Origin of the sequence: Paenibacillus sp. MER 99-2 (assembly GCF_023714095.1) — a bacterium.
Classification (GTDB): domain Bacteria; phylum Bacillota; class Bacilli; order Paenibacillales; family Paenibacillaceae; genus Paenibacillus.
Genome location: NZ_JAMAUZ010000014.1, coordinates 24356 through 43486, shown reverse-complemented (window position 1 = coordinate 43486; position 19131 = coordinate 24356). Strand labels below are relative to the sequence as shown.

At 45.2% G+C, this 19131-nt stretch carries 19 protein-coding genes and 1 other annotated feature; all 19 genes read left to right on the top strand.

The features are described from left to right. The first annotated feature begins 1 nt into the window (after position 1). The 19 genes from rpmG (at position 2) to rplW (ending at position 19114) form a co-directional block, all read left to right on the top strand. Positions 2–151 carry a 50S ribosomal protein L33 gene (rpmG, locus tag M3636_RS28080; RefSeq protein WP_072735843.1) on the top strand — a complete coding sequence of 50 codons (150 nt, stop codon included), beginning with the start codon at positions 2–4 and terminating at the stop codon, positions 149–151. Between the two features lie 21 nt (positions 152–172). Next, positions 173–364, top strand: a complete 192-nt coding sequence (gene secE / locus M3636_RS28075; RefSeq protein ID WP_056697649.1) for a preprotein translocase subunit SecE — start codon at positions 173–175, stop codon at positions 362–364. Positions 365–386: 22 nt separating this feature from the next. Beyond that, positions 387–920: a transcription termination/antitermination protein NusG gene (nusG, locus tag M3636_RS28070; RefSeq protein WP_056697652.1), complete on the top strand. Its 534-nt coding sequence runs from the start codon at positions 387–389 to the stop codon at positions 918–920. A 68-nt stretch (positions 921–988) separates the two neighbouring features. Then, positions 989–1414 carry a 50S ribosomal protein L11 gene (gene rplK, locus M3636_RS28065; protein WP_017692062.1) on the top strand — a complete coding sequence of 142 codons (426 nt, stop codon included), beginning with the start codon at positions 989–991 and terminating at the stop codon, positions 1412–1414. 95 nt (positions 1415–1509) lie between these two features. Then, positions 1510–2202 carry a 50S ribosomal protein L1 gene (gene rplA / locus M3636_RS28060; RefSeq protein ID WP_056697658.1) on the top strand — a complete coding sequence of 231 codons (693 nt, stop codon included), beginning with the start codon at positions 1510–1512 and terminating at the stop codon, positions 2200–2202. 68 nt (positions 2203–2270) lie between these two features. Further along, positions 2271–2417, top strand: a sequence feature (ribosomal protein L10 leader region). Between the two features lie 24 nt (positions 2418–2441). Next, positions 2442–2945, top strand: coding sequence for a 50S ribosomal protein L10 (gene rplJ / locus M3636_RS28055; RefSeq protein WP_128103683.1), 504 nt, complete (start codon positions 2442–2444; stop codon positions 2943–2945). A 71-nt stretch (positions 2946–3016) separates the two neighbouring features. After that, on the top strand, positions 3017–3379 hold the full coding sequence (gene rplL, locus M3636_RS28050) for a 50S ribosomal protein L7/L12 (protein WP_056697662.1): 363 nt from the start codon (positions 3017–3019) through the stop codon (positions 3377–3379). Positions 3380–3475: 96 nt separating this feature from the next. Continuing rightward, entirely contained in the window at positions 3476–4093 is a 618-nt protein-coding gene (locus M3636_RS28045; RefSeq protein WP_128103682.1) for a class I SAM-dependent methyltransferase, read from the top strand. Between the two features lie 393 nt (positions 4094–4486). Further along, positions 4487–8032 (top strand): DNA-directed RNA polymerase subunit beta, encoded by a 3546-nt coding sequence (gene rpoB, locus M3636_RS28040; protein ID WP_128103681.1) that lies wholly within the window; start codon positions 4487–4489, stop codon positions 8030–8032. A gap of 112 nt (positions 8033–8144) precedes the next feature. Beyond that, entirely contained in the window at positions 8145–11759 is a 3615-nt protein-coding gene (rpoC, locus tag M3636_RS28035; RefSeq protein WP_251384651.1) for a DNA-directed RNA polymerase subunit beta', read from the top strand. Between the two features lie 204 nt (positions 11760–11963). Beyond that, positions 11964–12215: a ribosomal L7Ae/L30e/S12e/Gadd45 family protein gene (locus tag M3636_RS28030; protein ID WP_128103679.1), complete on the top strand. Its 252-nt coding sequence runs from the start codon at positions 11964–11966 to the stop codon at positions 12213–12215. Positions 12216–12365: 150 nt separating this feature from the next. Beyond that, positions 12366–12788, top strand: a complete 423-nt coding sequence (gene rpsL, locus M3636_RS28025; protein ID WP_056697677.1) for a 30S ribosomal protein S12 — start codon at positions 12366–12368, stop codon at positions 12786–12788. Between the two features lie 88 nt (positions 12789–12876). Further along, positions 12877–13347, top strand: coding sequence for a 30S ribosomal protein S7 (gene rpsG / locus M3636_RS28020; protein WP_056697679.1), 471 nt, complete (start codon positions 12877–12879; stop codon positions 13345–13347). Between the two features lie 48 nt (positions 13348–13395). Next, positions 13396–15474: an elongation factor G gene (fusA, locus tag M3636_RS28015; protein ID WP_128103678.1), complete on the top strand. Its 2079-nt coding sequence runs from the start codon at positions 13396–13398 to the stop codon at positions 15472–15474. 95 nt (positions 15475–15569) lie between these two features. Next, complete coding sequence (tuf, locus tag M3636_RS28010) at positions 15570–16760, top strand: elongation factor Tu (protein WP_056697684.1); 1191 nt, start codon at positions 15570–15572, stop codon at positions 16758–16760. Positions 16761–17198: 438 nt separating this feature from the next. After that, positions 17199–17507 (top strand): 30S ribosomal protein S10, encoded by a 309-nt coding sequence (rpsJ, locus tag M3636_RS28005; protein WP_017692074.1) that lies wholly within the window; start codon positions 17199–17201, stop codon positions 17505–17507. Between the two features lie 44 nt (positions 17508–17551). Next, the gene (rplC, locus tag M3636_RS28000) at positions 17552–18175 is read left to right on the top strand and encodes a 50S ribosomal protein L3 (RefSeq protein WP_128103677.1); all 624 of its coding nucleotides are present in this window, start codon (positions 17552–17554) and stop codon (positions 18173–18175) included. A gap of 25 nt (positions 18176–18200) precedes the next feature. Next, positions 18201–18824, top strand: a complete 624-nt coding sequence (gene rplD / locus M3636_RS27995; RefSeq protein WP_056697690.1) for a 50S ribosomal protein L4 — start codon at positions 18201–18203, stop codon at positions 18822–18824. Next, positions 18824–19114 carry a 50S ribosomal protein L23 gene (rplW, locus tag M3636_RS27990; protein WP_024633586.1) on the top strand — a complete coding sequence of 97 codons (291 nt, stop codon included), beginning with the start codon at positions 18824–18826 and terminating at the stop codon, positions 19112–19114. Before rplD ends, rplW begins: the two co-directional genes overlap by 1 nt. The last annotated feature ends 17 nt before the right edge of the window (positions 19115–19131 follow it).

Sequence of the window (19131 nt, the reverse complement as noted above, 5' to 3'; positions counted from 1 at the left end):
CATGCGGGTAATTATTACTTTGGCTTGTACTAACTGCAAACAAAGAAATTACACAACGACAAAAAACAAGCGTAATCACCCCGACCGCATGGAGATGAAGAAATTTTGCAAGTTTTGTAACGAGCAGACTTCTCATCGCGAAACCAGATAGTTTTTGGGAGGTGTAGTCGGCGTGAAACGAAGTTTCAAATCTCTGATTTCCTTTTTCTCAGAAAGCTGGGCTGAACTTAAAAAAGTTCGCTGGCCTAATCGCAAAGAGCTTACCAACTACACGTTGATTGTTCTTGGTACTGTTGTGGTTATGACGCTGTTTTTTTGGGTCGTTGACATCGGCATCTCCTTTGTGATCGAAGCGATTATTTAAGAAGGGTCCCAGGTGGCTTGATATGGAAAAAAGATGGTACGTCGTTCATACCTATTCAGGGTATGAGAATAAGGTCAAAGCCAATTTGGAAAAACGCGTAGAGTCCATGGGCATGGAAGACAAGATTTTCCGCGTTCTTGTTCCGATGGAAGAAGAAGTGGTGAACAAAGACGGTAAGAAAAAGACCGTTATGCGTAAAGTTTACCCCGGTTATGTCTTGGTTGAAATGATCCAAACGGATGACTCTTGGTATGTTGTTCGCAACACACCAGGTGTTACGGGATTTGTCGGTTCGACAGGTTCCGGGTCCAAACCAACTGCACTGTTGCCTGAAGAAGTGGAACAAATTCTGAAGCATATGGGCATGGTTGAACCGAAGCCGAAAATTGAATTCGATATTAAGGAATCCGTACGTATTAAAGTTGGTCCTTTTGCGAATTTTGTGGGCTCCGTGGAAGAGATTTTGGTAGACAAAAGCAAGTTGAAAGTGCATGTGAACATGTTTGGACGGGAAACACCGCTTGAGTTGGAATATACGCAAGTGGAGAAGATATAGTTTCTTCAAGTTTCTTGTGGGAGAACCGAGAGGTTCGCTAACCACTATTTTGCAAGGAGGTGTCAATCATGGCAAAAAAGGTAATCAAAATGGTAAAACTTCAGATTCCAGCAGGTAAAGCGAATCCAGCGCCTCCGGTAGGTCCAGCATTGGGTCAAGCAGGTGTCAACATCATGGCATTCTGTAAAGAATTCAACGCTCGTACAGCCGATCAAGCGGGATTGATTATTCCAGTTGAGATTTCTGTATTCGAAGACCGTTCCTTTACATTCATCACTAAAACTCCACCGGCAGCAGTTCTGTTGAAAGTGGCAGCTAAAGTTGAAAAAGGATCTGGCGAGCCGAACAAGAAAAAAGTCGCTACCGTTAAACGTGATGCGGTACGTCAAATCGCGGAAACAAAAATGCCTGACCTGAATGCAGCAGACGTTGAGTCCGCAATGCGTATGGTCGAAGGTACTGCCCGCAGCATGGGTATCACCATCGAAGACTAATTTTCATCTGAAATCATAGCTTCGTAAAACCGGTCGATTCGCGACCGGTTGATGTGGGAGGTATATCCGCTAACACCACAAAGGAGGAATAAAACATGGCTAAACACGGTAAAAAATACCTGGAAGCTGCTAAGCTGATCGACAGCGAAGCAACTTACGAGCCTTCAGAAGCTGTAGAGCTTGTGAAAAAGGCAGCCACTGCAAAATTCGATGAAACAATCGAAGCAGCAGTACGTTTGGGTGTAGACCCTCGTAAGCAAGACCAGGCTGTACGTGGTGTTGTTGTCTTGCCACACGGCACAGGTAAAACACAACGCGTATTGGTATTTGCAAAAGGTGACAAAGCGAAAGAAGCGGAAGCGGCTGGCGCGGACTATGTTGGTGATGCAGACATGATCAACAAAATCCAACAAGGCTGGTTCGAATTCGACGTCTGCGTAGCGACACCAGATATGATGAGTGAAGTAGGTAAATTGGGCCGACTGCTCGGCGGTAAAGGTCTGATGCCTAACCCTAAAGCCGGAACGGTAACTTTCGATGTAACTAAGGCTGTTCAAGAAATTAAAGCCGGTAAAATCGAATATCGTCTGGATCGTGCAGGTCAAATTCACGCACCGATCGGTAAAGCTTCTTTCTCTAACGAGCAACTTAATGAGAACTTCAAAGCTCTCATGGATGCTTTGAACCGTGCTAAACCGGCGGCAGCAAAAGGTGTTTATCTGAAGAATATCAGCATTTCTTCTACGATGGGCCCTGGTGCACGCGTGAACGCAGCAGCTTTTAGATAAAATATTCTTGACAGGTTCGCCCTGTTCTGGTATTCTATAAAAGTTGTGAGTCCGAGTGACTGACCGTTGACATTTGAATATGCTTGCCGTAGACAGTAGGTGCCATCTGGCTTAATTTCCTACCGAGGTGTGATTATAGAACTTAGAACGATGTAAATCGATGATGAGTATATATCAAGCCTTCGTGATTCTACGGAGGCTTTTCTTAATGGGATAAATTTGATCAGGAGGTGTACAGATTGGCAAACGCAAAAGTGATTCAAGCAAAACAAGAGTCCGTTGATGCAGTTACAGCAAAATTGCGCGAGAGCGCAACTACAGTTGTTGTTGACTATCGCGGATTGAACGTTGCCCAAGTAACTGAGTTGCGTAAGCAACTTCGTGAAGCAGGAATCGAATTCACAGTGCTGAAAAACACGTTGCTTCGCCGTGCGACTGCTGCAGCAGAATTGACAGAACTCGATAGCGTTCTGACAGGACCTACTGCAATTGCATTCAGCGGAGAAGACGCTGTAGCTCCAGCCAAAATTCTGAACGACTTCGCGAAAAAGAACGATGCACTGAAATTGAAAGGTGCAGTTGTAGAAGGTCGCGTAATCGGAGAAGAAGAAGTTAAAGCATTGGCAGAACTTCCATCCCGCGAAGGTCTCCTTTCCATGCTCCTCAGCGTGCTTCAAGCGCCAGTGCGCAACTTCGCGCTTGCGGTTAAAGCTGTTGCAGACAAAGAAGAACAAGGCGCGTAAGCTACTTGATCTGAATACTGCTTAGCAGTAATGAAATACAAAAAAATAAAATTATATATGGAGGTTCAATCATGAGTAAAGAGCAAATCTTGGAAGCAATCAAAGGCATGACTGTACTGGAACTGAACGATCTTGTTAAAGCAATCGAAGAAGAATTCGGCGTAACTGCTGCAGCTCCAGTAGCTGTTGCAGGTGGCGGAGCTGCTGCAGCTGAAGCTGAGCAATCCGAGTTCGACGTAATCTTGGCAAGCGCTGGCGCTTCCAAAATCAACGTTATCAAAGCAGTTCGCGAAATCACTGGTCTTGGCTTGAAAGAAGCTAAAGAAGTAGTTGACAACGCTCCAAAAGCATTGAAGGAAAAAGTAAGCAAAGAAGAAGCTGAAACTATCAAAGCTAAATTGGAAGAAGCAGGCGCTACAATCGAAGTTAAATAATTTAGCTTATCCAAGCTGAATGAACAAAACAACAAACCCCTTGACTTATATCAAGGGGTTTGTTGCTGTAATTGCAAATGGAAAGTGAGTGAGGACATGTCCAATCATTATTATTCGGACAAACCGCAAGTAGCGCATGATCGGAGAGCGACTGAAACGACGCTTCGTGGATTTAGTCTGCGGTTCGTGACAGACGCCGGTGTGTTTTCCAAAAACGGAATTGATTATGGCAGCAGAGTGTTAATTGATGTGATGGATATTCCGTCAGGAGCTCACGTTCTTGATGTGGGTTGCGGATACGGCCCGATGGGTCTTACAGCAGCGAAGCTTGTACCGGATGGGCATGTCACCATGATTGATATCAACGAGAGAGCTGTTGAACTTTCCAAAGAAAATGCAAAAGCGAATGGAATTAACAATGTTACCGTCATGCAAAGTAATCTACTGGCTGAAGTAAAAAAGGAAGACTTTGACGTTATTCTAACCAATCCACCTATACGGGCTGGGAAAGAAACGGTTCATACTATATTTGAACAGGCTCATCGTCATTTGAAGGTTGGTGGTTCGTTGTGGATCGTCATTCAGAAGAAGCAGGGAGCTCCTTCGGCAAAATCGAAGTTAGAGTCTTTGTTTGGAAGAGTAGAGGAAGTCACAAAGGATAAAGGCTACCGGATTTTCAAAGCGGTGAAAACGGGAGAAGTCGCTGAAGGCTGATTTCCGATTTGTAAAGTAAGCAGTGGAGCATTTTTTTTGCAATAGGACTATTGACTTGAAATTCAGGCCGTGGTATTATTGTAAAATGTCAGTATTAAGATGCCCTACTTGGCTTTAGCTAACTAAAAATGTCAACCTTTTTTTACGCCGAACGGGCTTATTATGCCAACGTTTGGCGTATAATATGTACATTTTGGGCAAACTGGGGATAAGAATGTTTTGGAAGACATCCGCCGATCAAAGTTGCTCTTTTTTCGAACGACATTTCGAGTAAGGGCTTTTCTTTATTTGTGGATGCATTGCTTTGCTCTGTATGTGTACCATTATAAGGTTACAAACAGAGGTTCGCAACGAAATTTTTAAAGTGAGTAGACATTGAGGGGTGAGTTTAAGTTGGCAGGACATCTTGTTCAATATGGTCGACGCACTCGGCGCAGTTATGCACGAATTAACGAGATACTCGAAGTTCCGAACCTGATTGAAATCCAACAAAAATCTTATGATTGGTTTTTGGAGGAAGGGTTGCGCGAAATGTTCCAGGATATCTCGCCGATCCAGGATTTTACAGGCAATTTGATTTTGGAATTTATCGATTACAGTCTCGGAGAACCGAAGTATACAGTAGACGACGCTAAAGAGCGTGACGTTACTTATGCAGCACCGCTTCGGGTCAAAGTCCGGCTCATTAATAAGGAAACCGGCGAAGTCAAGGAGCAGGAAGTATTCATGGGAGATTTCCCGCTGATGACCGAAACTGGCACATTTATTATTAATGGTGCGGAACGGGTTATTGTCAGCCAGTTGGTTCGCTCTCCTAGCGTTTACTTCAGCACTAAAGTAGATAAGAATGCCAAAAAGACGTATACCGCGACAGTTATTCCTAACCGCGGCGCTTGGCTCGAACTGGAGATGGACGCGAAGGACGTTGTTTATGTCCGGATCGACCGCACACGTAAAATACCGGTGACGGTTCTCCTGCGTGCACTTGGTTTTGGCACAGACGCTGAGATTCTGGATCTGCTCGGTAATGACGAATATATCCGCAACACACTGGATAAAGACAACACGGATTCTACGGAGAAAGCGCTGATTGAAATTTATGAGCGTCTTCGTCCGGGTGAGCCACCTACGCTTGATAATGCGAAGAGCTTACTCGTAGCGCGTTTCTTTGATCCAAAACGTTATGACCTGGCTAATGTAGGTCGTTACAAAATCAACAAAAAGCTTCACATCAAAAATCGTTTGTTCAACCAACGTTTGGCTGAGTCCCTGGTTGATACCGAAACTGGTGAAATCATTGCTGAAGCAGGTCAAATGGTTGACCGTCGTTTGCTCGACGAAATCATGCCGCATCTGGAGAAGAGCGTTGGCTTCCGCACATATCATGTTGCGAACGGCGTTTTGGATGCCAATGATATCCCTATGCAAACCATTGATGTGTTCTCACCGATTGAAGACGGTAAAGTTGTTAAATTGATTGCTAATGCTAACATTGACAAATCAGTTAAGAACATCACACCGGCAGATATCATTTCATCAATCAGTTACTTCATTAACCTATTGCACGGCATTGGTAGCACAGATGATATCGATCACCTGGGTAACCGTCGTCTGCGTTCCGTAGGTGAGCTCTTGCAGAATCAGTTCCGTATCGGTTTGTCCCGTATGGAGCGTGTAGTTCGTGAGAGAATGTCTATTCAGGATGCTAACGTGATTACGCCTCAGGCTTTGATCAACATACGTCCTGTTATCGCATCGATTAAAGAGTTCTTCGGTAGCTCTCAATTGTCACAGTTTATGGATCAAACGAACCCACTGGGTGAGTTGACGCATAAACGTCGTCTGTCCGCACTCGGACCAGGTGGTTTGACGCGTGAGCGTGCCGGCATGGAAGTCCGTGACGTGCATCCATCCCACTATGGCCGGATGTGTCCGATCGAGACACCAGAGGGACCAAACATTGGTTTGATTAACTCCTTGTCTACGTTTGCTCGTGTAAACGAATATGGCTTCATTGAAGCTCCATATCGTTGGGTAGATCCGAAGACGGGTGTTGTAACTGAGCAGATCGATTACCTGACAGCAGACGAAGAGGACAACTATGTTGTCGCTCAAGCGAACGCGAAGCTGAATGAAGATGGAACATTTGCTGAAGAAGCGATCATCGTACGTTACAACAAGCAATCGGATAACATCCTTACGATGCCGAGTGAGCGAGTTGACTACATGGACGTATCTCCTAAGCAGGTTGTATCCGTCGCTACAGCGCTCATTCCATTCCTTGAGAACGATGACTCCAACCGTGCGCTCATGGGATCGAACATGCAGCGGCAAGCCGTTCCTCTCTTGATTCCTAAAGCTCCGCTTGTAGGAACAGGTATGGAACACAAAGCCGCAAAAGATTCTGGTGTATGTATTGTCTCCAAATATGACGGGATTATTGAACGCTCTTCTGCGAACGAGATCTGGCTTCGTCGTGTGGAGCAAGTAGATGGCCAAGAAGTCAAAGGCGACATTGTTAAATATAAATTACACAAATTTATGCGTTCGAACCAAGGAACATGCATTAACCAACGTCCGATCGTCAAAAGAGGTGCTGTTGTCAAAGCTGGCGACATCCTTGCAGATGGTCCTTCGACGGAAATGGGTGAATTGGCTCTGGGACGTAACGTTGTTGTTGCCTTCATGACTTGGGAAGGTTACAACTACGAGGATGCGATTTTGCTCAGTGAAAAACTCGTTAAGGAAGATGTGTATACATCCATCCATATCGAGGAATATGAGTCAGAAGCGCGTGATACGAAGCTCGGACCTGAAGAGATTACACGTGATATCCCTAACGTTGGGGAAGAAGCGCTGCGTAATCTGGATGAGCGTGGTATTATCCGCATCGGTGCCGAAATTGCTGCTGGTGACATTCTGGTAGGTAAAGTGACGCCGAAAGGTGTAACGGAACTGACTGCAGAAGAACGTCTCTTACATGCAATCTTTGGTGAGAAAGCACGTGAAGTACGTGATACTTCCTTGCGTGTACCTCACGGTACGGACGGAATCGTCGTAGACGTTAAAGTCTTCACACGTGAAAACGGTGATGAGCTTCCTCCAGGTGTTAACCAACTCGTTCGTGTATATATCGCTCAAAAACGGAAAATTTCCGAGGGTGATAAAATGGCCGGACGTCACGGTAACAAAGGGGTCGTGGCTCGTATCCTGCCGGAAGAAGATATGCCTTTCTTGCCGGACGGTACACCTGTTCAGATCGTTCTTAACCCGCTGGGCGTACCTTCCCGGATGAACATCGGTCAAGTACTTGAAGTTCACTTGGGTATGGCGGCAATGCAGCTCGGGATCCACGTAGCAACTCCTGTATTCGACGGAGCGAAGGAGTATGACGTCTTCGATACGATGGAAGAAGCAGGGATGCAACGTAATGGTAAAACTGTCCTGTATGATGGTCGTACAGGTGAAGAGTTTGAACGTGAAGTTACCGTTGGTGTCATGCACATGATCAAATTGGCACACATGGTTGATGATAAAATCCATGCCCGTTCCACAGGTCCTTACTCTCTCGTTACGCAACAGCCGTTGGGTGGTAAAGCCCAATTCGGTGGACAACGTTTCGGGGAGATGGAAGTATGGGCGCTTGAGGCTTATGGTGCTGCTTATACCTTGCAAGAAATCTTGACCGTTAAATCCGATGACGTTGTCGGTCGGGTGAAAACGTATGAGTCCATCGTCAAAGGTGAGAATGTTCCGGAACCTGGTGTCCCAGAGTCATTCAAAGTATTGATCAAAGAGCTGCAAAGCTTGGGTATGGACGTTAAGATTTTGAGTGAAGATGAGCAAGAGATTGAAATGAAAGAAATGGACGATGAAGATGACGCTGCGAGCGATAAGCTCAGCCTCAACCTTGAGGGTACAGAGGTCGGAGCGGAGTAACCGCTTCGGGCGCATGATGACCGGCGTTTTTCATCAGGCTCGCGTCTTGCTCCGGCTTCGGCCGGAGAGGGCGTAACCTAGAATACAGGACTTGGTTAAGGAGGGTTGCTCCTTGTTGGACGTCAACAATTTCGAATACATGAAGATCGGGCTTGCTTCCCCAGAAAAAATTCGTTCTTGGTCCCGCGGAGAAGTGAAAAAACCGGAAACGATCAACTATCGTACGTTGAAACCGGAAAAAGAAGGGCTGTTCTGCGAAAAGATTTTTGGCCCTACAAAAGACTGGGAATGTCATTGCGGTAAATACAAACGCGTCCGTTATAAAGGCGTTGTCTGTGATCGTTGTGGCGTTGAAGTAACACGTGCGAAGGTTCGTCGTGAACGGATGGGTCATATCGAGCTCGCTGCTCCAGTATCACACATCTGGTACTTCAAAGGTATTCCGAGCCGTATGGGTCTCGCTTTGGATATGTCTCCAAGATCTCTCGAGGAGATTATTTATTTTGCATCATATGTAGTAACTGATCCAGGAGAAACTCCACTGGAGAAAAAACAGCTGTTGTCCGAGAAAGAATACCGCAGCTACCGTGAAAAATACGGATATGGTTTCCAAGCTGGCATGGGTGCAGAAGCAGTCAAAAAATTGCTTCAAGATCTTGATGTAGATAAAGAGCTTGATTTCTTGAAAGAAGAGCTCCGCACTGCACAAGGACAACGTCGTAACCGTGCAATTAAACGTTTGGAAGTTATCGAAGCTTTCCGCAACTCTGGCAATAAGCCTGAGTGGATGATCATGGATGTACTTCCTGTCATTCCTCCGGAACTTCGTCCTATGGTACAGCTGGATGGTGGACGTTTTGCTACGTCTGACCTGAATGACCTGTATCGCCGTGTAATTAACCGGAACAACCGTCTGAAACGTCTGCTTGATCTAGGCGCGCCAGATATTATCGTACAAAATGAAAAACGGATGCTGCAGGAAGCTGTTGACGCTTTGATCGATAACGGTCGTCGTGGTCGCCCTGTAACAGGTCCTGGTAACCGTCCTTTGAAATCCCTCAGCCATATGCTGAAAGGTAAACAAGGTCGTTTCCGTCAAAACTTGCTCGGTAAACGTGTTGACTACTCTGGTCGTTCCGTTATCGTTGTCGGACCTTACCTGAAAATGTATCAGTGTGGTCTGCCAAAAGATATGGCACTTGAATTGTTCAAGCCTTTTGTAATGAAAGAGCTTGTAAATAAAGGGCTTGCCCACAACATCAAGAGCGCTAAACGTAAAGTTGAGCGTGTGAGTCCTGAAGTTTGGGATGTTCTTGAAGAAGTAATTAAGGAGCATCCGGTTCTGCTTAACCGTGCCCCTACGCTTCACCGTCTCGGTATTCAAGCATTTGAACCGATTCTCGTTGAAGGTAAAGCAATTCGTCTTCACCCGCTCGTATGTACGGCATATAATGCCGACTTTGACGGTGACCAAATGGCCGTGCACGTTCCATTGTCTGCTGAAGCACAAGCGGAAGCACGTATCTTGATGCTTGCATCAGGTAACATTTTGAACCCGAAAGATGGTAAACCAGTTGTTACTCCTTCCCAGGATATGGTTCTTGGTTCTTACTACTTGACCATGGACAACAAGGAAGAAAAGGGCACAGGTATGATCCTGCGTACTGTTAACGAGGCTGTATCAGCTTACCAACGTGGTACTGCTGGTCTGCATGCACGTGTAGCTATTCCAGTTAAGGCGCTTGGTAAAACAAGCTTCACGGAAGAGCAACAAGAGGGCATGTTGTTAACAACGATCGGTAAAATTATCTTTAACGAAATTTTCCCAGCAAGCTTCCCGTATATTAATGACGCGACTCGTGCTAACTTGTACCAAGGTACTGCGGATCACTCATTTGTATATGAGAAGGGTGCCGACCTGAGAGAAGCGATCATGAATGCTCCTCAAGCCGGTGGTGTTGGTAAAGAATACCTCGGTTCCATCATTGCACGTTGCTTTGAGATTTATCACACAACAGAAACGGCTGTTATTCTGGATAAAATCAAACAACTTGGATTCACGTACTCCACTCGCGCCGGTATTACGGTTGCCGTGTCGGACGTTATCGTGCCTAATGAGAAATTCGAGATTCTTAGACAGTCTGAAGAAAAAGCACAAATCGTTACGAATCAATACCGTCGTGGTTTGATTACGAATGAAGAGCGCTATGACCGTATCATTGATATTTGGTCAAAATCTAAAGATGACATCACTGAAATCTTGATGAAGTCCATGGATCGTTACAACTCCATCATGATGATGGTTGACTCCAAAGCGCGGGGTAACAAATCGCAAATTACTCAATTGGGCGGTATGCGTGGTCTGATGGCCAACCCGTCTGGTCGAATTATCGAACTCCCAATCAAATCGAACTTCCGTGAAGGTCTGACGGTACTCGAGTACTTCATCTCAACTCACGGTGCGCGTAAAGGTTTGGCCGATACGGCTCTACGTACAGCGGACTCAGGTTACCTGACTCGTCGTCTCGTAGACGTTGCACAAGATGTGATTGTTCGTGAAGATGATTGTGGAACAGATAAAGGCTTCACTGTAAGTCGTATCCAGGATGGTAAAGAGGTTATTGAAGATCTCTACGACCGTATTGAAGGCAGATACTGCTTCGAGACATTGCGTCATCCGGAAACAAAAGAAATTATTGTAGGCCGCAATGAATTGATCGACTCCGATAAGGCAGAGGCTATCATTGCAGCTGGTATAACTAAATTGCAAATCCGCTCTGTACTCAGCTGCCGTGCTCGTCATGGTGTCTGCAAGAAGTGTTATGGTCGTAACTTGGCGACTGGTAAACACGTGGAGATCGGTGAAGCAGTTGGAATTATCGCAGCACAATCCATTGGTGAACCAGGAACACAGCTTACGATGCGTACTTTCCATACCGGCGGTGTAGCCGGAGACGATATCACGCAAGGTTTGCCGCGTATCCAAGAGTTGTTTGAAGCTCGTAATCCTAAGGGTCAAGCAACAATCAGTGAGATTGATGGTGTGGTTAAAGAGATTCGCGAAGCGAAAGATCGTCGTGAAATCGAAATTCAAGGTGAAGCAGAATCCAAAGTATATGCTGTTACCTACGGTTCCCGTGTGCGCGTAAGCGAAGGCATGGAAATTGAAGCGGGTGACGAATTGACAGATGGTTCTATCGATCCAAAAGAAATGCTGCGCATTAAAGGCATACGTGGTGTGCAAAACTACATTTTGCAGGAAGTACAGCGCGTATATCGTAACCAAGGCGTAGAAATCAATGACAAACACGTTGAAGTTATGATCCGTCAAATGTTGCGTAAAATCCGTATCGTTGATGCGGGAGATACAACACTCTTGCCAGGATCGTTCGTGGATATGCATGAGTACGAGAGAGCTAACAAAATTGCGATTCTTAGTGATAAAGAGCCAGCGGTTGCAAAACCAATCTTGCTCGGTATTACGAAAGCATCCCTGGAAACAGACTCTTTCCTTTCAGCGGCTTCGTTCCAAGAAACTACTCGTGTCTTGACAGATGCAGCGATCAAAGGTAAAGTCGATCAGTTGCTCGGTCTGAAAGAGAATGTAATCATCGGTAAACTGATCCCTGCAGGTACGGGTATGAACCGTTATCGCAGTATCAAATTTGCTGAGCCAGAAGATGGCCAATCTTCAGTAGAAGAGCTTGAGCCAGTTTCGGTTGATTAATAGATTGCTCTTTATTTGAAGAGAATTGAAGGTTTTGTACGTCAGGGATTGGACGTTTGTTTGATACAGATGGACGATCCTGACGTACGTAAACTTTTGATAAAATCTTTTGGCATTAGCATTGACAATGTTTGTTCTAGATGCTAATATATCAAAGGTGCGTGAGTAGATGATTGTATTTAGTCCTATTCGGAGGAATGAACAATGTCTAATGAAAAAGGCTTGCAAGATGCTCATGTCAAGATAGGTACCAAACAGACCACGCGGATGGTTCAGACAGGTATGGCTTCCGAAGTCTATGTGGCTGAAGATAGTGATCCGCAGCTTACTTCCAAAATCATTGCCTTGTGTGAACAACATAATGTGAAGTACACGAAAGTGGACACAATGAAAAATCTCGGCAAAGCTTGCGGGATTGGAGTAGGGGCAGCAATGGCTGCAGTCGTAAAATCATAAGGTAAGGAACGTTTTTGTCCGAGAACTATTAGTGATTCTCCAAGGCAAAAACTTTTCATTTGTCTTTTTATGAACCGCCTGGGTCTGTGGACTTAGCGAAAAGAGGTTTATAAAGAAACATGAATAATTGAGGAAGGGGGTGGCAATCACATGCCAACTATTAACCAACTGGTTCGTAAAGGACGTCAAGCTAAAGTTGATAAGTCAAAATCACCAGCTTTGCAAAAAGGATTCAACGCTTTGAAACGTGAATCCACTAACATCAGTGCCCCACAAAAACGTGGTGTCTGCACTCGTGTAGGTACAATGACTCCACGTAAACCGAACTCTGCACTTCGTAAATATGCCCGTGTTCGTTTGACGAACCGTCTCGAGGTAACTGCTTATATCCCGGGAATCGGACATAACCTTCAAGAGCACAGTGTGGTCTTGATCCGCGGAGGTAAAGTAAAAGACCTTGCAGGGGTTCGTTATCACATCGTTCGTGGAGCTCTCGATACTGCAGGCGTTAACAACCGTATGCAAGCTCGTTCTAAATACGGTGCTAAGCGTCCAAAAGCTAAAAAAGCCTAAACCACATATAAGCGGGAATCCTGAAAGCCTTCTGGCATAGTTCTGGGAGGTACAGGGACTGCTTAACAAGAAAGAAAGGGGGATATCCATGCCACGCAAAGGTCCAGTTACAAAAAGAGACGTGTTGCCAGATCCGGTATACAACTCCAAGTTGGTTACTCGTTTGATCAACCGCATCATGCTCGATGGAAAACGCGGTGTTGCTCAAAGCATTCTGTATAATGCGTTCAAGTTGATCCAAGAACGCACGGGTAATGACCCGATGGAAGTATTTGAGACAGCTATCAAAAATATCATGCCAGTCCTGGAAGTTAAAGCTCGCCGTGTCGGCGGTGCCAACTACCAAGTACCAATCGAGGTAAAACCAGAGAGACGTACTGCTCTGGGATTACGTTGGCTCGTAAACTACTCCCGCAACCGCGGTGAGAAAACAATGGAAGAGCGTTTGGCGGCTGAGATCATCGATGCTTCCAACAACACAGGCGCTTCCGTTAAAAAACGTGAAGACACACACAAAATGGCTGAAGCGAACAAAGCGTTTGCTCACTACCGTTGGTAGGATTCAGTTCATAAAAAATAACTTCAATTTTGAAGGGAGACCCATTTCATGGCTAGAGAGTTCTCCTTGAAAAATACACGTAATATCGGGATCATGGCTCATATTGATGCGGGTAAAACCACGACAACTGAGCGGATCTTGTTCTACACAGGCCGTACGCACAAAATCGGTGAAGTTCACGAAGGCGCTGCGACAATGGACTGGATGGAACAGGAACAGGAGCGCGGAATTACGATTACTTCCGCTGCGACTACCGCTGCTTGGAAAGGCCACCGCGTTAATATCATTGATACCCCGGGACACGTTGACTTCACTGTTGAAGTTGAACGTTCCCTTCGTGTATTGGACGGAGCAGTTGGTGTATTCAGTGCGAAAGAAGGCGTTGAGCCTCAGTCCGAAACCGTATGGAGACAGGCTGACAAGTACGGCGTACCTCGTATCGCATATGTAAACAAAATGGATATCATCGGTGCTGACTTCTTGAACGTTGTATCTGACATGCGTGATCGCCTTCAAGCGAACGCTGTTGCGATTCAACTTCCAATCGGCGCTGAAAATGATTTCAAAGGTATCATTGATATCGTTGGACAAAAGGCTCATATGTACAAAGATGACCTTGGACAAGATATTGAAGAAACCGAAATTCCTGCGGAATTTGCAGATCAAGTCGAAGAACTCCGCAACGAATTGATTGAGCGTGTTGCAGAACTTGATGAAGAATTGACTATGAAATACCTGGAAGGCGAAGAGATCACTGTTGATGAGATCAAAGCCGCTCTCCGTAAAGGTGTAGTAGAAGTTAAGATCTTCCCAGTTATCTGTGGTTCCTCATACCGTAACAAAGGTGTTCAACTGATGTTGGATGCTGTTATCGATTACTTGCCAGCTCCTATCGACGTTCCAGCAATCAAGGGTCTCCTTGAAGATGGAACTGAGGCAGTTCGTAAGTCTTCCGATGAAGAGCCATTCTCAGCATTGGCATTCAAAATCATGACTGACCCTTACGTTGGTAAATTGACATTCTTCCGCGTATACTCCGGTGTTCTTCAATCCGGTTCTTATGTATTGAATGCAACTAAAAACAAACGTGAGCGTATCGGTCGTATCCTTCAAATGCACGCAAACAGCCGTCAAGAGATCACTGAAGTTTACTCCGGTGACATTGCAGCTGCTGTAGGTTTGAAAGATACAGGTACAGGTGATACACTATGTGATGAGAAACACCCGGTTATCTTGGAGTCAATGAACTTCCCTGATCCGGTAATCGAAATCGCTGTTGAACCTAAAACCAAAGCTGACCAAGATAAAATGGGTGTAGCTCTCGGTAAGTTGACTGAAGAGGATCCAACTCTTCGTGCGCATACTGATGAAGAAACAGGCCAAACAATCTTGGCAGGTATGGGTGAGCTTCACCTTGATATCATCATCGACCGTATGCGTCGTGAGTTCAAGGTTGAAACTACTGTGGGTAAACCACAAGTAGCTTACCGTGAAACATTCCGTGCTCCAGCGCGCGTTGAAGGTAAATTCGTACGTCAATCCGGTGGTCGTGGTCAATACGGTCACGTATGGGTTGAATTCGAACCTCTCGAGCCGGGTACAGGTAGCCAATTCGAAAGTAAAATTGTCGGTGGTTCCGTACCAAGAGAATACATTCAACCAGCACTGTCAGGGATTGAAGAGCAAATGAAAAACGGCGTTATTGCAGGCTTCCCGCTTGTAGACGTTAAGGCTACAATTGTAGACGGATCTTACCATGATGTCGATTCCAACGAGATGGCATTTAAAATTGCCGGATCTATGGCGCTGAAAGCAGCGAAAGACAAGTGTAAACCAGTTCTTCTTGAGCCAATCATGAAAGTAGAAGTAACCGTTCCAGAAGAGTACATGGGTGACGTAATGGGTATGTTGAACTCCCGTCGTGGCCGCATCGAAGGTATGGATTCCCGCAGTGGAGCTCAAATCATCCGTGCTAAGGTACCTTTGTCTGAAATGTTTGGTTACTCTACAACTCTTCGTTCTGGTACTCAAGGACGCGGCGTATTCTCCATGGAGCTTTCTCACTATGAAGAAGTTCCTAAGAGCATCGCAGAAGAAATCGTTGCTAAAACTAAAGGCACCGAGTAGTTTTCTCACACTGGATGCAAGTGCATAAGAACTTGGTTCTGAGCACTTCATTCAGTGAAAACATAAAATTATAATTTTAAGGAGGCCACGTTCAAATGGCAAAGGCTAAATACGAACGTAATAAACCCCACGTTAACATCGGTACTATCGGTCACGTCGATCACGGTAAAACAACTCTGACTGCTGCAATCACAACTGTATTGTCCAAAACTTACGGTGGTGCTGCTGTAGCATTCGACCAAATCGACAAAGCTCCAGAAGAGCGCGAGCGCGGTATCACAATCTCCACAGCACACGTTGAGTACGAAACTGACACTCGTCACTACGCTCACGTAGACTGCCCAGGTCACGCCGACTATGTTAAAAACATGATCACTGGCGCGGCACAAATGGACGGAGCTATCTTGGTAGTATCCGCAGCTGACGGCCCAATGCCACAAACTCGTGAGCACATCTTGCTCTCCCGTCAAGTAGGCGTACCTTACATTGTTGTTTTCTTGAACAAATGTGACATGGTTGAAGACGAAGAGTTGTTGGAATTGGTTGAGATGGAAGTTCGCGACCTTCTTAACGAATATGAGTTCCCAGGTGACGATACTCCAATCACTCGTGGATCCGCTCGTGAAGCTCTGCAAAACCCTGATGGTGAGTGGGCTCAAAAAATCGTTGAGATGTTCAAAGAAATCGATACTTACATCCCACTTCCTGAGCGTCAAACAGACAAGCCTTTCTTGATGCCTGTCGAGGACGTATTCTCCATCACTGGTCGTGGTACTGTTGCTACAGGTCGTGTAGAGCGTGGTACTGTTAAAGTCGGCGAAGAGATCGAGATCGTTGGTATCACTGAAGAAACTAAAAAATCCGTAGTTACGGGCGTTGAGATGTTCCGTAAATTGTTGGATTCCGCTCAAGCGGGTGACAACATCGGTGCATTGTTGCGTGGTGTTGACCGTACTCAAATCGAGCGTGGTCAAGTACTTGCAAAACCGGGTTCTGTTAAACCACACACAGAATTCACTGCACAAATCTACGTTTTGACTAAAGAAGAGGGTGGCCGTCACAAGCCTTTCTTCACTGGATACCGTCCACAGTTCTACTTCCGTACAACTGACGTAACTGGTATCATCAACTTGCCAGAAGGTACTGAAATGGTAATGCCTGGTGACAACATCACGGTTACTGTTCAACTGATCTCTCCAATCGCGATCGAAGAAGGAACTAAGTTCTCTATTCGTGAAGGTGGACGTACAGTTGGTGCGGGTTCCGTAGCTACAATCCAAAAATAATAATTTAGCCTAGTGCTAAATGAGTATATGCAACAGTGTACTGGAACGAGTAACATTGTACTGTAACGAAGCTTCGGAAGAGTTCTTTATCCGACATCGGATAAAGAACTCTTTTATTATGTAATCGTTCGGAACCTGCGTCTCTTAAAATTGAACACCATTTATAGTGTAGAATAATAGGCTAGGCAGCATGGATATAGAAGAAAAACACCTACAATAAACGAACTCATTTCATCAGAAAAGATTAGTTTAAATGTTTTTTTTAAATATGCTTGCAATACGCCCATTTTTTCTATATAATAATGAATGTTGTTCTGAGACGTTGCGATGATGTGAGAGGTTACTGGCACACCCGGCCCCTTTGCCATGAGGCGGTGGCTAGAAAATTTTCACGGAGTATGTCCGATAAAAAATTGGGCGATAGAAGGAGGGACTAAAATGGCAAAGCAAAAAATTCGTATTCGTTTGAAAGCTTACGACCACAGAATTCTTGATCAATCCGCGGAGAAAATTGTTGAAACAGCAAAACGTTCGGGTGCAGGTGTATCCGGTCCGATTCCGCTTCCTACTGAAAAACAAATCATTACTATTCTTCGTGCGGTGCACAAGTACAAGGATTCTCGGGAACAGTTCGAGCAACGTACACATAAACGTTTGATCGACATCGTTAACCCGACTCCACAAACAGTGGATGCCTTGATGCGCTTGGATCTGCCGTCCGGTGTAGATATCGAAATTAAATTGTAATATATAGTAACAAAGACCACGTATAAAGGAAAAGAGGTGTCAACATGAAAGGTATCTTAGGAAAAAAACTTGGAATGACTCAAGTGTTTACCCCTGAAGGTAACGTAGTTCCAGTAACGGTTATCGAAGCAGGACCTTGTGTTGTTTTGCAAAAGAAAGATATTGAGAACGATGGCTACGAAGCAGTTCAAATCGGTTACTCCGATAAGAAAGAGAAAAATGCTAACAAGCCAGAAGCAGGACACGCTAAAAAAGCGAATACTGCACCTAAGCGCTACGTTCGTGAGCTTCGCGGCATCAACATCGCGGAATATGAAGTTGGCCAAGAATTGAAAGCTGACATTTTCGCTGAAGGCGAGTTCGTTGACGTAACGGGTATTTCAAAAGGTAAAGGTTTTGCCGGCGTTATCAAACGTTGGGGACAAAGCACTGGACCTATGTCACACGGTTCGCGTTACCACCGTGGCCCGGGTTCAATGGGTTCGATCCAAGCTAACCGCGTACCTAAAGGCAAACACTTGCCAGGACACATGGGACATGAGACTGTTACAATCCAACGTCTTGAAGTTGTTAAAGTAGACGCTGAGCGTAATGTAATTCTCGTAAAAGGATCCATTCCTGGACCGAAGAATAGCCTTGTTAGAGTTAAAGAAACGGTGAAAAAATAACCACTGAAGAAAGGAGGAACACAAAATGCCAAAAGTATCAGTTTACAATGTAGATGGTAGCCAAGTAGGTGAAGTTGAATTGAATGATGCTGTATTCGGAATTGAGCCGAATCAACACGTTCTGTACGATGCAGTTCTTATGCAACGCGCTTCCCTTCGTCAAGGTACCCACAAAGTAAAAGGACGTTCTGAAGTACGTGGCGGTGGACGTAAGCCTTGGAAACAAAAAGGTACAGGTCGCGCTCGTCAAGGTTCAATTCGTTCTCCACAATGGAAAGGCGGCGGTATCGTATTTGGTCCGACACCACGGAGCTATGCGTACAAACTGCCTAAGAAAGTTCGCCGTTTGGCGATCAAATCAGCTCTTTCATCCAAAGTGCTTGACAATGACATTATCGTTTTGGATGCTCTCGCATTGAGCACACCTAAAACTAAAGAATTTGCAGCTATTTTGAACAACCTCAAAGTAGGACGCAAAGCTTTGATCGTAGCACCTAGCTATGATGATAATGTAGCTCTTTCCGCACGGAATATTCCAGGCGTGAAATTCGTAGCTGCTGACGGCATTAATGTTCTTGACGTGCTTGCGCACGACAAACTGATCATTACGAAAGAAGCAGTTCAGAAGGTAGAGGAGGTGCTCGCGTAATGAAGGATCCTCGTGATATTGTAAAACGTCCGATTATTACGGAACGTACTGCTGACATGATGAACGACTTGAAATATGTATTTGAAGTCGATATCCGTGCAAACAAAACCGAGATCAAAAAAGCGGTAGAAGCTATTTTCAACGTAAAAGTGAAAAACGTGAACACACTTCGTGTTCCAGCTAAACCGAAACGGTACGGACGTTATTCCGGATATACTAGCGAATGGAAAAAAGCGTTTGTAACGCTGACACAAGACAGCAAAACGCTTGAGTTCTTCGAAACTGTATAATTGAAATTGTTGAAGTA

What these genes read in the sequence shown, in the direction of transcription:
- rpmG (WP_072735843.1), top strand. Translation starts at nt 2, where the DNA reads ATGCGGGTAATTATTACTTTGGCTTGTACTAACTGCAAACAAAGAAAT.
- nusG (WP_056697652.1), top strand. Translation starts at nt 387, where the DNA reads ATGGAAAAAAGATGGTACGTCGTTCATACCTATTCAGGGTATGAGAAT.
- rplK (WP_017692062.1), top strand. Translation starts at nt 989, where the DNA reads ATGGCAAAAAAGGTAATCAAAATGGTAAAACTTCAGATTCCAGCAGGT.
- rplA (WP_056697658.1), top strand. Translation starts at nt 1,510, where the DNA reads ATGGCTAAACACGGTAAAAAATACCTGGAAGCTGCTAAGCTGATCGAC.
- rplL (WP_056697662.1), top strand. Translation starts at nt 3,017, where the DNA reads ATGAGTAAAGAGCAAATCTTGGAAGCAATCAAAGGCATGACTGTACTG.
- M3636_RS28045 (WP_128103682.1), top strand. Translation starts at nt 3,476, where the DNA reads ATGTCCAATCATTATTATTCGGACAAACCGCAAGTAGCGCATGATCGG.
- M3636_RS28030 (WP_128103679.1), top strand. Translation starts at nt 11,964, where the DNA reads ATGTCTAATGAAAAAGGCTTGCAAGATGCTCATGTCAAGATAGGTACC.
- rpsL (WP_056697677.1), top strand. Translation starts at nt 12,366, where the DNA reads ATGCCAACTATTAACCAACTGGTTCGTAAAGGACGTCAAGCTAAAGTT.
- rpsG (WP_056697679.1), top strand. Translation starts at nt 12,877, where the DNA reads ATGCCACGCAAAGGTCCAGTTACAAAAAGAGACGTGTTGCCAGATCCG.
- fusA (WP_128103678.1), top strand. Translation starts at nt 13,396, where the DNA reads ATGGCTAGAGAGTTCTCCTTGAAAAATACACGTAATATCGGGATCATG.
- tuf (WP_056697684.1), top strand. Translation starts at nt 15,570, where the DNA reads ATGGCAAAGGCTAAATACGAACGTAATAAACCCCACGTTAACATCGGT.
- rpsJ (WP_017692074.1), top strand. Translation starts at nt 17,199, where the DNA reads ATGGCAAAGCAAAAAATTCGTATTCGTTTGAAAGCTTACGACCACAGA.
- rplC (WP_128103677.1), top strand. Translation starts at nt 17,552, where the DNA reads ATGAAAGGTATCTTAGGAAAAAAACTTGGAATGACTCAAGTGTTTACC.
- rplD (WP_056697690.1), top strand. Translation starts at nt 18,201, where the DNA reads ATGCCAAAAGTATCAGTTTACAATGTAGATGGTAGCCAAGTAGGTGAA.
- rplW (WP_024633586.1), top strand. Translation starts at nt 18,824, where the DNA reads ATGAAGGATCCTCGTGATATTGTAAAACGTCCGATTATTACGGAACGT.